At 69.1% G+C, this 13,848-nt stretch carries 11 protein-coding genes; 4 read left to right on the forward strand and 7 right to left on the reverse strand.

From position 1 onward, the window contains the following. Nucleotides 1-44: 44 nt before the first annotated feature. Nucleotides 45-1,409: a flagellar protein export ATPase FliI gene (gene fliI / locus ACPCJR_RS13060; RefSeq protein WP_391512478.1), complete on the reverse strand. Its 1,365-nt coding sequence runs from the start codon at nt 1,407-1,409 to the stop codon at nt 45-47. 520 nt (nt 1,410-1,929) lie between these two features. On the opposite strand from fliI, the gene ctrA reads away from it, so the two are divergent. Beyond that, complete coding sequence (gene ctrA, locus ACPCJR_RS13065; RefSeq protein ID WP_110350968.1) at nt 1,930-2,631, forward strand: response regulator transcription factor CtrA; 702 nt, start codon at nt 1,930-1,932, stop codon at nt 2,629-2,631. 53 nt (nt 2,632-2,684) lie between these two features. Here ctrA and ACPCJR_RS13070 read toward each other — a convergent pair whose 3' ends face one another. Genes ACPCJR_RS13070 through ACPCJR_RS13080 form a run of 3 tightly spaced genes read right to left on the reverse strand, consistent with a single transcriptional unit; the run spans nt 2,685 to nt 4,138 of the window. Then, nucleotides 2,685-3,185 (reverse strand): hypothetical protein, encoded by a 501-nt coding sequence (locus ACPCJR_RS13070; RefSeq protein ID WP_391512479.1) that lies wholly within the window; start codon nt 3,183-3,185, stop codon nt 2,685-2,687. Nucleotides 3,186-3,226: 41 nt separating this feature from the next. After that, entirely contained in the window at nt 3,227-3,478 is a 252-nt protein-coding gene (locus tag ACPCJR_RS13075; RefSeq protein WP_110350833.1) for a DUF3297 family protein, read from the reverse strand. A gap of 33 nt (nt 3,479-3,511) precedes the next feature. Continuing rightward, nucleotides 3,512-4,138, reverse strand: coding sequence for a CatB-related O-acetyltransferase (locus tag ACPCJR_RS13080; RefSeq protein ID WP_391512692.1), 627 nt, complete (start codon nt 4,136-4,138; stop codon nt 3,512-3,514). Nucleotides 4,139-4,213: 75 nt separating this feature from the next. On the opposite strand from ACPCJR_RS13080, the gene ACPCJR_RS13085 reads away from it, so the two are divergent. Continuing rightward, the gene (locus ACPCJR_RS13085) at nt 4,214-6,547 is read left to right on the forward strand and encodes an NADP-dependent malic enzyme (protein WP_391512480.1); all 2,334 of its coding nucleotides are present in this window, start codon (nt 4,214-4,216) and stop codon (nt 6,545-6,547) included. 115 nt (nt 6,548-6,662) lie between these two features. Beyond that, nucleotides 6,663-8,102 carry an acetamidase/formamidase family protein gene (locus ACPCJR_RS13090; protein WP_391512481.1) on the forward strand — a complete coding sequence of 480 codons (1,440 nt, stop codon included), beginning with the start codon at nt 6,663-6,665 and terminating at the stop codon, nt 8,100-8,102. 169 nt (nt 8,103-8,271) lie between these two features. On the opposite strand, the gene ACPCJR_RS13095 is transcribed toward ACPCJR_RS13090, so the two are convergent. Genes ACPCJR_RS13095 through ACPCJR_RS13105 form a run of 3 tightly spaced genes read right to left on the reverse strand, consistent with a single transcriptional unit; the run spans nt 8,272 to nt 12,078 of the window. Continuing rightward, on the reverse strand, nt 8,272-10,533 hold the full coding sequence (locus tag ACPCJR_RS13095) for a xanthine dehydrogenase family protein molybdopterin-binding subunit (protein WP_391512482.1): 2,262 nt from the start codon (nt 10,531-10,533) through the stop codon (nt 8,272-8,274). A 10-nt stretch (nt 10,534-10,543) separates the two neighbouring features. Next, nucleotides 10,544-11,557: an FAD binding domain-containing protein gene (locus ACPCJR_RS13100; protein ID WP_391512483.1), complete on the reverse strand. Its 1,014-nt coding sequence runs from the start codon at nt 11,555-11,557 to the stop codon at nt 10,544-10,546. Continuing rightward, the gene (locus tag ACPCJR_RS13105; protein ID WP_391512484.1) at nt 11,554-12,078 is read right to left on the reverse strand and encodes a (2Fe-2S)-binding protein; all 525 of its coding nucleotides are present in this window, start codon (nt 12,076-12,078) and stop codon (nt 11,554-11,556) included. The genes ACPCJR_RS13100 and ACPCJR_RS13105 overlap by 4 nt, the downstream gene beginning before the upstream one ends. A gap of 282 nt (nt 12,079-12,360) precedes the next feature. Here ACPCJR_RS13105 and ACPCJR_RS13110 point away from each other — a divergent pair, with 282 nt between their 5' ends. Beyond that, nucleotides 12,361-13,746: a M20/M25/M40 family metallo-hydrolase gene (locus ACPCJR_RS13110; RefSeq protein ID WP_391512485.1), complete on the forward strand. Its 1,386-nt coding sequence runs from the start codon at nt 12,361-12,363 to the stop codon at nt 13,744-13,746. The last annotated feature ends 102 nt before the right edge of the window (nt 13,747-13,848 follow it).

The following is a 13,848-nucleotide window of genomic DNA, read 5'->3' on the forward strand; positions in this document are numbered from 1 at the left end:
GGAGGCCCTTGCGGACCTTCACCCGACGCGATCTGAAAACCGCCTCACCCACCGCCCACGATGGCGGCCAACCGTGCGTAACCCTCGCCGATGGAGGTTGCTTCTTCCTTACCCTGCCCCAGAAAAGCCGTCAGATCCGGCATCAAAGCCACCGCCTCGTCCACTTCCGGCGACGAGCCGGCCCGGTAGGCGCCGAGCCGGATCAGTTCCTCCATGTCCGCGTAGGTCGCGAGCACCTTTCGCGCACGCCGGACGGTCGGGAGGTGGGCCGGGTCGCAGGCGCGCGGCATGGTCCGCGAGACCGAGCGCAGCACGTTGATGGCCGGGTAGCGGCCCTGCTCGGCGATGCGCCGCTCCATCACGATATGGCCGTCGAGGATGCCGCGCACGGCGTCCGCCACGGGCTCGTTGTGGTCGTCGCCCTCCACCAGCACCGTGAACAGGCCGGAGATCGCCCCCTCCCCCGTCCCCGGCCCGGCCCGTTCGAGCAGGCGCGGCAATTCGGAGAAGACGGTGGGCGTGTAGCCCTTGGCGGTGGGCGGCTCGCCGCCGGCCAGCCCGATGTCGCGCTGGGCCATGGCGAAGCGGGTGATCGAGTCGATCATGCACAACACCTGCGCGCCCTGATCGCGAAAATATTCGGCTACCGCCAGGGTGACGTAGGCGGCGTTGCGGCGCATCAGCACCGGCTCGTCCGAGGTCGCCACCACCACCACGGAACGAGAAAGGCCCGCCGCACCGAGATCGTCCTGCAGGAATTCCTGCACCTCGCGGCCGCGCTCGCCCACAAGGCCGATCACCGCCACGTCGGCGGCGGTGTAGCGGGCGAGCATGGAGAGCAGCACCGACTTACCGACGCCGGAGCCGGCGAAGATGCCCATGCGCTGCCCGCGGCACATGGTGAGAAAGGTGTTGATGCAGCGAACCCCGAGATCGAGCGGGGGCCCGACGCGCCTGCGCCCGTGCGCGGGCGGCGGATCGGCCCGCAGTGGATAGATCGCCGGTCCCTGCGCCAGGGGGCCGAGCCCGTCGATGGGGCGCCCGAGGGCATCGACCGTTCGCCCGAGCCAGGCCGCGCTGGGCCGGATCGCCCCGGCGGCCTCGTCGCGCACCAGCGCCGGGCAGCCGCGGCGCACGCCCTCCAGCGAGCCGAACGGCATGGCGAGCGCCCGGTCTCCGGCAAAGCCGATGACCTCGCAGGGCACCGTCGCGGGCGCCTCGCCGGGGCCGCCGCGCGCCTCCACCACGATGTCGATGCGACCGCCGAGCCGCATGGCGGCCACCGGCCCGGCGACCTCGACCAGCAGGCCGCGGATCGCCGTGACCCGCCCGAAGGTCTCCAGGGTCTCGACGGTCGAGAGCGCGGCGAGCGCCGCCGCCAGCCTCCCGGAGCCGCGCTCCTGCACCATCCGCCCTCGACCCCGCTCGTGCCACTCACGGAACGCCCGCCGCGCGGCCGGCGCGGGAAGCGTGGCGGTCCGCGGCCGGCATCGCGTGAGGCGATCTTAACCCCGTCACAGCCATCGAACCGGCCGATGTCTTAACACCGAAGGCCCCGGCGCCAAGGCATCCCCGTCGATCCGGCGGCCCCGGCGCCGCGGCCGGAAAAAAGAGTTCGGCGACGAATGACAGCCGTCTCCTTTCGGCAACATTCCGGCCAATGCGAGACAACAGAAGGAGTTAGCCGAAGCGAATTGCCGGCTGCCGGCGCAGCGGGGCGGTCAGGGGAGAACGGACGGCCAACAGGCGGGAGAATCGGCGCCGGACTCGAAAGAGACAGTGCTTGCAAGCGGGATTCGGCTTTTGTTAACGGTTAAGGAATAGCGTTTCGAAAGTGGGAATGAGGGAGCGTCCGCCGAGGCCGTCGGCGGGCGACCGGCGGCGGCTTGTCTCAAGCGCCCCGAAACGGCCTGTCCGGTGGGGATCACGATGCGCGTACTTCTGATCGAGGACGACAGCGCGACGGCGCAGAGCATCGAGTTGATGCTCAAATCCGAGAACTTCAACACCTACACCACCGACCTCGGCGAAGAGGGCGTCGATCTCGGCAAGCTCTACGATTACGACATCATCCTTCTCGACCTGAACCTGCCCGACATGTCGGGCTACGAGGTGCTGCGCTCGCTCCGCGTGGCGAAGGTGAAGACGCCGATCCTGATCCTGTCGGGAATGGCCGGCATCGAGGACAAGGTGAAGGGCCTCGGCTTCGGCGCCGACGATTACCTCACCAAGCCCTTCCACAAGGACGAGCTGGTGGCGCGCATCCACGCCATCGTGCGCCGCTCGAAGGGCCACGCCCAGTCGATCATCACCACCGGCGACCTGATCGTGAACCTCGATCAGAAGACCGTCGAGGTGTCCGGCTCGCGCGTCCATCTCACCGGCAAGGAGTACCAGATGCTGGAACTCCTCAGCCTGCGGAAGGGCACGACGCTGACCAAGGAGATGTTCCTCAACCATCTCTACGGCGGCATGGACGAGCCCGAGCTGAAGATCATCGACGTGTTCATCTGCAAGCTGCGCAAGAAGCTGGCGAACGCGTCCGAGGGCAAGAACTACATCGAGACCGTCTGGGGCCGCGGCTACGTGCTGCGCGAGCCGGTCGAGGGCGAGGACCGCATGGCGGTCTGATCCGCCCTGCCGCGGAAGTCCCAGGAACCCCGCTCCGGCGGGGTTCTTTCGTTTCAGGGTCCGACGATCCGGGGGCCGAGCGCCTCGACCAGGGTCCGGGCGTTGCGGGAGGCGGTGGCTTCGTCGCCCGCCAGCGAGCGGATCGTGAGGAGGTCGCCGTCGCGCAGGAGGATCGCCGTCGCGCCCGACATCGTGCCCATGCGGTAGCGGCTGATCCACCCGACCGCCGGCGCCACGGACAGGCCGGTCACGCGGCATTCCGGGCTGCGCTGCCGGCAGAGCGCTTCCAAGCGGGCGATCGGCGTCTGTCCCGAGCGCACGCGCTCTTCCGTGCCGTCGGCTTGGCGGCCAAGCAGCACGTCGATCATCGGGCTGCCCTCGCACGCGGTGCAGACGAGCGTCAGCCGGGCCGCCTCGGCGCGCGCCGCGTAGCCACTTCCCAGGGCCGCCTTCGCCTTGGAGGCGATGGCGGTGAGATCGCGGACGGCGAACCCCTCGGCGAGAACCGGCAGAGGCGCGAGGCCGAGGAGGAAGGCAAGGGCGAGTCGTCGCATCCAGCAGCTTCCCTCTCGTCGCTCGAACGCCCGTGCCCGGATCAGGCCTCGGCCGGCTCCTCGCGGAAATATGGCTCGACCGCGCCCTTCAGCTTCACCGTCATCGGGTTGCCGGCCCGGTCGAGGGCCTTGCCGGCGGAGAGCCGCACCCAGCCCTCGCTGACGCAGTATTCCTCGACATTCGTCTTCTCGGCCCCCTTGAAGCGCACGCCCACGCCGCGGGCGAGGGCAGCCTCGTCGTAGAAGGGACTGTTCGGGTTCACCGAGAGGCGGTCGGGGGGCGTGTCGGACATGACTCGTGCGTTCCTGCCAAGTGTGCCGGCCGGTTACGGCAATCGGGCTGGAGGAGCAATGGCGGCCTCCGCCCGCGCGGCGGCGATCAGTTCCGCCACCCGTCCGCTCTGGAGCAGCGGAATCCAGCCCGCCACCGTCTCGTGGGGAAAGTCCCACCACGCGGCCTCCACCAGCGCGGCGGCGGTCGCCTCGTCGAAGCGGCGGCGAACGATCCGCGCCGGGTTGCCGGCGACGACCGCGTAGGGGGGCACGTCGCGGGTGACGACGGCGTGGGCGGCGACCACCGCGCCGTGGCCCAGCGTGACGCCCGACAGAATCAGGCAGCCCGATCCGAGCCAGACATCGTGCCCGATCACCACGTCCCCGCGCGAGGCGTGATAATCCTGCGGCGCGTCCGCTCCCGGCCAGAGGCCGGGCATCGCGGCGAAGGGGTAGGTCGAAACCCAGTCGAGCCGGTGATCGCCGCCGAGCAGGATCTCGACCTTGTCGGCGATGGAACAATACCGGCCGATCGTCAGTCGCCGCCCCGATTCGGGGAAGCGCACCTTCGGCCTTCCGTAAGAGTATGCACCGATTGAGAAATTCCAGCGGCGGGCCAGCTTTTCGAGATGCAGTCGGGTCTCGTTGTGCGGGTTGCGCCCCCGCTTCAGCCGTTGCAACAGATGCCTCAACAGCGTCCCCCGCGAAGCGAGGGTGCAGGCGCGCATAAACGAGCGAGAGAGGACGGCATCGCCATGGCCGACAACATGTCCGAGGATCTGAAGTCCGGGGCGCTCGTCTACCACCGATTGCCGAAACCCGGAAAGCTCGAGATCCAGGCGACCAAGCCGCTCGGCAACCAGCGCGACCTCGCTCTCGCCTATTCCCCCGGCGTCGCCGCCGCCTGCATGGCGATCCACGACGATCCGCAGGAAGCCGCCACCCTCACCATCCGCCAGAACCTCGTCGCGGTGCTCACCAACGGCACCGCCGTGCTCGGTCTGGGCGATATCGGCCCGCTGGCCTCGAAGCCGGTGATGGAGGGCAAGGCCGTCCTCTTCAAGAAGTTCGCCGGCATCGACGTGTTCGACGTCGAGGTCAACGAGAAGGACGTCGACAAGCTCGTCGACGTGGTCTGCTCGTTGGAGCCGACCTTCGGCGGCATCAACCTCGAGGACATCAAGGCCCCCGAGTGCTTCGAGGTCGAGGAGCGCTGCCGCGAGCGGATGAAGATCCCGGTCTTCCACGACGACCAGCACGGCACGGCGATCATCGTCGCGGCCGCCGTCCTCAACGCCCTGGAACTGGCCGGCAAGAACCTGTCGGACGCCAAGATCGTCACCTCGGGTGCGGGCGCGGCGGCTCTGGCCTGCCTCAACCTGCTCGTCTCCCTCGGCGCGACGCGGGAGAACATCACGGTCACCGACATCAAAGGCGTGGTCTACAAGGGCCGCGCCGAACTGATGGACCGCTGGAAGGACATCTACGCGCAGGAGACGGAGGCGCGCACGCTGGCCGAGGTGATCCCCGGCGCCGACGTGTTCATCGGCCTCTCCGCGGGCGGCGTGCTCAAGCCCGAGTATCTGGAGAAGATGGCCGAGAAGCCGCTGATCATGGCGCTGGCCAACCCGTACCCCGAGATCATGCCGGATCTGGCCCAGGAGCGGCGGCCCGACGCGATGATCTGCACCGGGCGTTCGGACTTCCCCAACCAGGTCAACAACGTCCTCTGCTTCCCCTACATTTTCCGCGGCGCCCTCGATGTCGGCGCGCACGCGATCAACGAGGAGATGAAGAAGGCGGCCGTGAAGGCGATCGCGGCGCTCGCCCGCGAGGCGCCCTCGGACGTGGTGGCCCGCGCCTATGGCGGCGAGGCCCGGCCGTTCGGCCCCCACTCGCTGATCCCGAGCCCGTTCGATCCGCGCCTGATCCTGCGCATCGCCCCCGCCGTGGCCAAGGCCGCGATGGATTCGGGCGTGGCCGGGCGGCCCGTCGAGAACATCCAGGCCTACGCCGAGTCGCTCGACCGCTTCGTGCACCGCTCCGGCTTCATCATGAAGCCGATCTTCTCGAAGGCGAAGGACAACCCCAAGCGCGTCATCTACGCCGAGGGCGAGGACGAGCGGGTGCTGCGCGCCGCCCAGGCCGTGGTCGAGGACCGGGTGGCCCGGCCGATCCTGGTGGGGCGCCCGCGGGTGATCGAGACCCGCATCAAGCGCTTCGGCCTCGACCTGAAGCACGGCGAGCATTTCGACCTGATCGATCCCGAGGACGATCCCCGCTACCGGGATTACGTCTCGACCTATCTGGAGGTCGCCGGGCGGCGCGGCATCACCCCCGACCTCGCCCGCACGCTGGTGCGCACCAACACCACGGTGATCGGCGCGCTGGCCGTGCGCCGCGGCGAGGCGGACGCGCTGATCTGCGGCCTGGAAGGTCGCTTCGAGACCCGCCTGCGGGTCATCCGCGACATCATCGGGCTCTCGCCCGATCTCCTCGACTTCGCCGGGATGAGCCTCATCGTCACGAAGAAGGGCGCCTACTTCCTGGCCGACACCCATGTCCGGCAGAATCCGAGCGCGGAGGAGATCGCCGACGTGGCCATCGCCTGCGCCGGCCATGTCGGCCGCTTCGGCCTCACGCCGAAGATCGCTCTGCTGAGCCACTCCGATTTCGGTCAGTCGGACTCGGACTCGGCCAAGAAGATGCGCCGCGCGCTGGAGCTGATCCAGGCGCGCGCCCCCGACCTTCAGGCCGACGGCGAGATGCAGGCGGATTCGGCCCTGTCCGAACTGGTGCGCGACCGGGTGCTGCCGGGCTCCAACTGGAAGGGCGCGGCCAACATCCTCGTCTTCCCGAACCTGGATGCGGCCAACATCGCCTTCCAGTTCGCCAAGGTGCTGGCCGACGCGCTCCCGGTCGGCCCCCTGCTGATCGGCCCGGCCAAGCCCGCCCACATCCTGACGCCCTCGGTCACCGCCCGCGGCATCGTCAACGTCACCGCCGCCGCGGTGGTCGAGGCGCAGGCCGGCGCGCAGCCGGAGATCGCGCCCGAGGCCGAGCCCGGCGCGGGACCGCTCTCGGAGTAGCGCGCAAGGGACGACCTTGGAGCCGATCCCGGCCCGGCCGGCGGGCGGGATCGGCTCCGAGCTTGGCGGTAATTTTGCATTCGGCTGCGCGCGTTGAACGCCCGTGGAGTCTGCAATGTGCCGTGGTGACGATCCGACCTGTGCCGCCTTCGCCGAGCACCGGCTACGCTACCGGCGCGAGATGGAGCCGGAGCGGCGCGCCTTCCTGAAGAGCGGCTTCGTTGCGAGCGGCGGCGCGGCGGCCCTGGTCTCGGGCGGCCTGTCGCTGGTGAGCCCGGCTTTGGGCCAGGCCAGCGCCAGCGGGCTGAAGCAGAAGGCGCATTACCACCTGCCGGCCAATGCCGAGACGGTGCATTGGGGCTACTTCTCGAAGAGTCTCAAGCCCCAGGTCGAGATCGCCTCGGGCGACTTCGTCACCATCGAGACGCTGACCCACCACGCCAACGACGACGCCGAGCGCATGGTCACGGGCGATCCCGGTGCCGAGAGCGTCTTCCTCTGGACCAAGGAGCACAAGGGCGTCGCCCGCCGCGGCGCCGGGCCGGAGGATTCCAAGTTCGGTCCCGGCGGTGGGCTCGGCGTGCATATCTGCACCGGCCCGGTGGCGATCCGTGGGGCAGAGCCCGGCGACGTGCTGGAGGTGCGCATCCTCGACGTCGCGCCGCGCCCATCCGCCAACCCGAAATTCAAGGGCCTGACCTTCGGCAGCAACGCCGCCGCGTGGTGGGGCTACCACTACAACGACATGCTGGAGGGCAAGAAGCGCGAGGTCGTCACGATCTACGAGGTCGATGCCGGCGGCGGGCGCGACTGGGCCCGGGCCGTCTACAGCTTCCCCTGGCCGGGCGTGACCGATCCGGACGGGCGCGCCCATCCGACGATCGACTATCCGGGCCTGCCCGTCGATCACACGAAGACGACGCGCACCTACGACGTGCTGAAGGGCATCCGCGTGCCGATCCGCCCGCATTTCGGCACGATGGGCGTGGCGCCGGCGGAAGCCGAGCGGGTGAACTCGATCCCGCCGAGCTACACCGGCGGCAACATCGACAATTGGCGCATCGGCAAGGGCGCCACGATGTACTACCCCGTCGCCGTGCCCGGCGCCCTGTTCTCCGTGGGCGATCCCCATGCGAGCCAGGGCGACTCGGAACTCTGCGGCACGGCGATCGAGTGCTCGCTCACCGGCACCTTCCAGTTCATCCTGCACAAGCGGGCGGATCTTGCCGGAACCTCGCTGGAAGCGCTCGATTTCCCGATGATCGAGACGAGCGAGGATTGGGTGCTCTCGGGCTTCAGCTACCCGAACTACCTCAAAGATCTCGGCGCGGACGCGCAGAACGTCATCTTCCAGAAATCCTCCATCGACCTCGCCATGCGCGACGCCTTCCGCAAGATGCGCCAGTTCCTGATGCACGCCCAGGGGCTGACCGAGGACGAGGCGATCTCGCTGATGTCGGTCGCCGTCGATTTCGGCATCACCCAAGTGGTCGACGGCAATTGGGGCGTCCACGCCATCGTGAAGAAGTCGATTTTTGCGGAGCGCCCCGTGTGATCCGTTGTTGCGAGGCTCAGCGAAGGCAATCCAGGGCTCCGCACCTCCCGGACAAGTCGCGCCCTGGATCGCTTCGCTGCCGCTCGCGATGACAGCGGCTCTCGAAAAAGCCCCGTGAAAAAAGCCCCGCCAGCTAAGGGCTGGCGGGGCTGTCAGGGGCGCGTGAGCGTCAGCCCTCGGTCACGATCTTGTCGGGGGTGATCGGCAGGTGGCGGATGCGCTTGCCGGTGGCGTGGAAGACCGCGTTCGAAATCGCGGCGGCCACGCCGACGATGCCGATCTCGCCCAGACCCTTCACGCCGAGGGGATTCGCCTTGTCCTCCTCATCCACGAAGATCACGTCGATGTCGTGGATGTCGGCATGGACCGGCACGTGGTACTCGCCGAGATTGTGGTTCATGAACCGGCCGATGCGGTGGTCGAGCATCGATTCCTCGTGCAGGGCCGAGCCGATGCCCATGACGACGCCGCCGAGGATCTGGCTGCGGGCCGTCTTCGGGTTGAGGATCTTGCCCGCCGCGATGGCCGAGACCACGCGGGTGCAGCGCACGACGCCAAGTTCCTCGTCGATCTTCACCTCCGCGAAAATCGCCGAATGGGTGTAGGCCTCGTATTGTTTGGCGAAGTCCTTGTCGGGAGCCGCCTCCCCTGTCGCCTCCAACTTATCCGTGCCCGTGGCCTTCAGGATTTCCGTGAGGGCGACGCTCTTGGCGGGATCGCCCGCCACCTCGATGCGACCGCCCGTGAACACCACGCGCTCGAAATCGACGTTAGCGAGCGGTGAGTTGTCCATCCCGCGGGCCAGCTTGAACGCCTGCTCGGCGATTGATCGGCACGCCTTCATCACGGCGGTGCCGGAGGAAGCCGCCGTCCACGAGCCGCCCGCCACCGGCGCCTGGGCGAGGTTCGTGTCGCCGAGCTTGGTCGTGACGTGGTCGAGGGGCAGGCCCAGCGTGTCGGCGGCGATCTGGGTCAGGATCGTATAGGTGCCGGTGCCGATGTCGCCGGTCTGGTTGCCGACCTCGAGCCGGCCGTCCGCGGTGAGCACGGCATGCGCGCTCGACTGCATCATCATCGATTCCCAGATACCGGTCGCCATGCCCCAGCCGACGAGTTCGCGGCCCTCCCGCATGGAGCGCGGCTGCGGATTGCGTCGGCTCCAGCCGAAGCGCTCGGCGCCCTCCTGGAAGCACGCCTTGAGCGCCTTGGAGCCGAACGGCTTCTCCTCGGTCGGGTCGCTCTCGGTGTAGTTCTTCAGCCGCAGGGCGATCGGGTCCTGGCCGGTGGCGTAGGCCAGTTCGTCCATCGCCGTCTCGATGGCGTAGACGCCGGTCACGGCGCCGGGCGCGCGCATGTCGCCGGGCGTCGGCGTGTCGAGCTTGGCGATGCTGTAGGTGAGTTTGACGTTGTCGCAGTCGTAGAGCACGCCCGACCAGTTGACGACGACCTCCTGATAATCCTCGTAGGCCGAGGTGCCCTGCACCGCATCGTGCTTGAGCGCGGTGAGCTTGCCCGAGCGGTCGGCGCCGAGGGAGACGGTCTGGAGCGCCTCCGAGCGGTAGGTGAACGACCACATCTGGTCGCGGGTCAGCGTCACCCGCACCGAGCGCCCGAGGTCCTTCGCCGCCAGCATCGCCAGGAAGAGCTGGTATTGCGGGCGCAGGCCCGAGCCGAAGCCGCCGCCGAGATAGGGGTTCAAGACGCGCACCTGCTCCGGCTTCAGGCCGAAGGCGCTGGCGATGTAGTCGTGGGTGTTCGAGACGCCCTGGATCTTGTCGTAGACCGTGTAGGTGCCGTCCTTCTCCACGACGACGGTCGAGGCGTGCGGCTCCATCGGGTTGTGGTGCTCGTCGGCCATCCGGTACTGGCCGTTGACGCGGATCTCGGCCGCGTCGAAGGCCGTTTCGGCGTCTCCCCACGGCTCCGGCGGCGGCTTGATGCCGGCCCGCTTCATCGGCGGATCGTAGGCCTCGGGTGCCTGCGCTTCGAGGTCGGTGCGGGGTGCCACGACCCCGTAATCGACCCGCACCAGGGAGGCGGCGTAGCGCGCCGTCTCGAAATCCTCGGCGACGACGAGGGCCACCGGCTGGCCGGAGAACACGATGCGGTTCGTCGCCAGCGCCTGGAACGGCGCGCCGGGCGGCGCCACCGCGTCCTGGTAATCCTCCGGCTTGTCGGAGGTGGCCGGGCGGTTCTCGTGGGTGATGACCTTGATGACCCCGGGCACCGCTTCCGCGGCGGAGGCGTCGATGCCCCGGATGCTGCCCTTGGCGACGGCGCTCGACACCACCACGCCGTAGGCGAGATCGGGGGCGGCGAACTCGCCGGCATATTTGGCAAGGCCGGTGACCTTGGCCGGGCCGTCGACGCGGCTGATGGCGCTGCCGACGAACCGGTCGCGGCCGGCCGCCGGGCTGAACTGGACGGTCATGGACGGCTCCTTACTGGATGCGCTTGTCGGACTGGGACTGGGGCGTGCCGGCAGCGGCCTGCTCCAGTCCGCGGACGATGGCGCGGCGCGCCAGCTCGATCTTGAAGCCGTTGGTCGATTGCGGCTTGGCCTCGCGCAGGATGAGGTCGGCGGCTGCCTTGAAGGTCTCGCGGGTGGCCGGCTTGCCTTGCAGCAGCGCCTCGGCCTGCGTGTTGCGCCAGGGCTTGTGGGCGACGCCGCCCAGCGCGAGGCGCGCGGTGCGGATGGTCTGCCCGTCAAGTTCGAGCGCGGCGGCGACCGAGACCAGCGCGAAGGCGTAGGAGAGCCGGTCGCGCAGCTTCAGGTAGGTGTGGTGCCCGGCAAAGCCCTTGGCCGGCAGGTCGATGGCGACGATGATCTCGCCGGCCGCCAGATTCGTATCCCGGGAGGGCTCGTCGCCCGGCAGGCGGTGGAACTCGGCGAACGGGATCGCCCGGTCGCCCTGCGGCCCGCTGACCTGCACGACCGCCTCCAGTGCGGCCAGCGCCACGCACATGTCGGAGGGGTGGGTGGCGATGCAGTGCTCGCTCGTGCCCAGGATCGCGTGGATGCGGTTCACGCCGCCGATCGCCGAGCAGCCGGAGCCGGGCTCGCGCTTGTTGCAGGGCGTGGCCGTGTCGTAGAAGTAGTAGCAGCGGGTACGCTGAAGCAGGTTGCCCCCGGTGGAGGCCGCGTTGCGCAGCTGCGCCGAGGCCCCGGCCAGGATCGCGTCGGCGAGCAGCGGGTAGCGCTCGCGGATGCGGGCATCGTAGGCCAGCGTCGCGTTGGTCACGAGGGCGCCGATGCGCAGGCCGCCCTCGCGCTCCTCGATCTCGGCCAGCGGCAGGCGGGTGATGTCGATGAGCTTGCCCGGCCGCTCGACATCGTACTTCATCAGGTCGATGAGGTTGGTGCCGCCGGCGATGAAGCGGGCCGCCGGGTCGCTGCCCAGCGCCTGCACCGCCTCCGCCACCGTGCTGGGACGAACGTAATCGAAGCGGTTCATCGGGCGTCTCCCTGGTGCATGACCTCTTCGATGGCATCGACGATGTTGGTGTAGGCGCCGCAGCGGCAGATGTTGCCGCTCATCGCCTCGCGGATCTCGTCGCGGGTCTTGGCGTGGCCCTCATTCATCAGGCCGACCGAGGAGCAGAGTTGGCCCGGGGTGCAGTAGCCGCACTGGAAGGCGTCGTGCTCGACGAAGGCCTCCTGGATCGGGTGGAGGCTGTTCTTGCCCTCGCGCTGCGCGAGCCCGGCCAGACCCTCGACGGTGGTGATCTCGGCGCCGTCCTTCATCACGGCGAGCGTGAGGCAGGAATTGATGCGGGTGCCGTTCACGAGCACGGTGCAGGCGCCGCACTGGCCGTGGTCGCAGCCCTTCTTGGTGCCGGTGAGGTCGAGGCGCTCGCGCAGGAGGTCGAGCAGCGTCGTCCAGGGGGCGACTTGAAGCTCACGCCGCTCGCCGTTGATGGTCAGCGTGATGCCGATTGTCCCGACCGCGCCGGGCGAACCGCTGTCGATGAGCATGGTTGTGTCCGTGATGGGCGTCGCCTCGCATGGACGAGCGGGAAACCGGTCGGTTCCGCGATGGTCCGGGCGAGGTTGCGCGTCTTGGAAGGGCGCGGGCTCGGGGCCCGCGCCGGGTCGTTCCCATAACGGTTCCAAGGTGGCCCTGTTCCGCGGCGGCCCGCGGTCACGGGAGCGCGGGACGCGCGCAGGCCGCCGCCGGGGCGGCGCGTTCGATTGGGGTTACGCCGGAAGGGAAGCTCGGCTAACGCTTGCCCCGCCCGCTGCCTTCGAGGAGCCGCCATGTCCGACGCACTCGACCCCGTCCTCAACGACATCGACCGCGACCTGGACAACAGCCTGGAGCGACTGTTCGCGTGGCTGCGTATCCCCTCGATCTCGACCGATCCGGCCTATGCCGGCCATTGCCGCGAGGCGGCGCGGTGGCTCGAAGGCAACCTGAGCGCGCTCGGCTTCGAGACCAGCGTCGAGGAGACCTCGCTGCATCCCGTCGTGCTGGCGCATCGCCCCAAGCCGGGGGCGCCGCACGTGCTGTTCTACGGCCATTACGACGTGCAGCCGGTCGATCCGGAAAACCTCTGGAAGACGCCGCCCTTCGAGCCGCGCATCGACGAGACGGATGGCACGAAGCGGATCGTCGCCCGCGGCGCCTCGGACGACAAGGGTCAGGTGATGACCTTCGTCGAGGCCTGCCGGGCGCATCTGGCCATGAACGGCGACCTGCCGGTCGGCGTCACCATCCTGATCGAGGGCGCCGAGGAGAACGGCTCGCAAGGCTTGCCCGAATGGGTCGCGGCCAACCGCGAGCGCCTGAAGGCGGACGTCGTGCTCGTCTGCGACACCGGCATGTGGGACCGCCGGACCCCGCAGATCACCACCTCGCTCCGGGGCCTCGCCTATTACGAGGTGAAGGTGACCTGCGCCGACCGCGACCTTCATTCCGGTTTCTTCGGCGGCGCGGCCGCGAACCCGATCCACGTCCTGTCGCGGATCATCGCCGACCTGCACGATGCGGACGGCCGCGTGACCCTGCCGGGCTTCTACGACGGCGTGCGCGAGCCCCCGCCCGAGCTGCTGGAGCAGTGGCGCTCGCTCGATCTCACGCCTGAAAAGTTCCTGGGACCGATCGGCCTGAAGCAGCCGGCCGGCGAGCGCGGGCGCCTGCCGATCGAGCTGATCCAGTCGCGCCCGGCCTGCGACGTGAACGGCATCATCGGCGGCTATACCGGCGAGGGCACGAAGACGGTCATCGCCAGCCAAGCCTCGGCCAAGGTCTCGTTCCGCCTCGTGGACGATCAGGACCCCGAAGCGCTCTCGAAGACCTTCGAGGCCTTCGTGCGTGCGCGCATCCCCGCCGACTGCTCGGTCGAGGTGGTCTGCTACAAGGGCTCGCGCGCGGTGGCACTGCCCTACGACATGCCGCAACTCGCCGCGGCGCAAACCGCGCTCTTGGCCGAGTGGGGCCGCGCGGCGGTGGCGGTGGGGGCCGGCGGCTCGATCCCGATCGTCGGCGACTTCAAGCGCATCCTCGGGCTCGACACCCTGCTGATCGGCTTCGGCCTCGACGACGACCGCATCCACTCGCCCAACGAGAAGTACGAGCTGACGAGCTTCCACAAGGGCACGCGCTCCTGGGCGCGGATTCTCTCGGCGCTTGCGGCCGCATGAGAGCGTCGCGGCGAGCATGAAGGCGGTCCGCCCCACCTTTTCCGGTCATCCCGAGATGCCCGTCCGAGCGGGCCTCACGCGCTCTCCGGCGGATGGTCCGGG

Source organism: Methylobacterium sp. NPDC097929 (genome assembly GCF_049543375.1).
In the GTDB taxonomy this organism is placed as follows: Bacteria; Pseudomonadota; Alphaproteobacteria; order Rhizobiales; family Beijerinckiaceae; genus Methylobacterium.

Excerpts from the sequence above, each read along its gene's own strand:
- fliI (WP_391512478.1), bottom strand. The coding sequence starts at position 1,409 with ATGGTGCAGGAGCGCGGCTCCGGGAGGCTGGCGGCGGCGCTCGCCGCG.
- ctrA (WP_110350968.1), top strand. The coding sequence starts at position 1,930 with ATGCGCGTACTTCTGATCGAGGACGACAGCGCGACGGCGCAGAGCATC.
- ACPCJR_RS13070 (WP_391512479.1), bottom strand. The coding sequence starts at position 3,185 with ATGCGACGACTCGCCCTTGCCTTCCTCCTCGGCCTCGCGCCTCTGCCG.
- ACPCJR_RS13075 (WP_110350833.1), bottom strand. The coding sequence starts at position 3,478 with ATGTCCGACACGCCCCCCGACCGCCTCTCGGTGAACCCGAACAGTCCC.
- ACPCJR_RS13085 (WP_391512480.1), top strand. The coding sequence starts at position 4,214 with ATGGCCGACAACATGTCCGAGGATCTGAAGTCCGGGGCGCTCGTCTAC.
- ACPCJR_RS13090 (WP_391512481.1), top strand. The coding sequence starts at position 6,663 with ATGTGCCGTGGTGACGATCCGACCTGTGCCGCCTTCGCCGAGCACCGG.
- ACPCJR_RS13095 (WP_391512482.1), bottom strand. The coding sequence starts at position 10,533 with ATGACCGTCCAGTTCAGCCCGGCGGCCGGCCGCGACCGGTTCGTCGGC.
- ACPCJR_RS13100 (WP_391512483.1), bottom strand. The coding sequence starts at position 11,557 with ATGAACCGCTTCGATTACGTTCGTCCCAGCACGGTGGCGGAGGCGGTG.
- ACPCJR_RS13105 (WP_391512484.1), bottom strand. The coding sequence starts at position 12,078 with ATGCTCATCGACAGCGGTTCGCCCGGCGCGGTCGGGACAATCGGCATC.
- ACPCJR_RS13110 (WP_391512485.1), top strand. The coding sequence starts at position 12,361 with ATGTCCGACGCACTCGACCCCGTCCTCAACGACATCGACCGCGACCTG.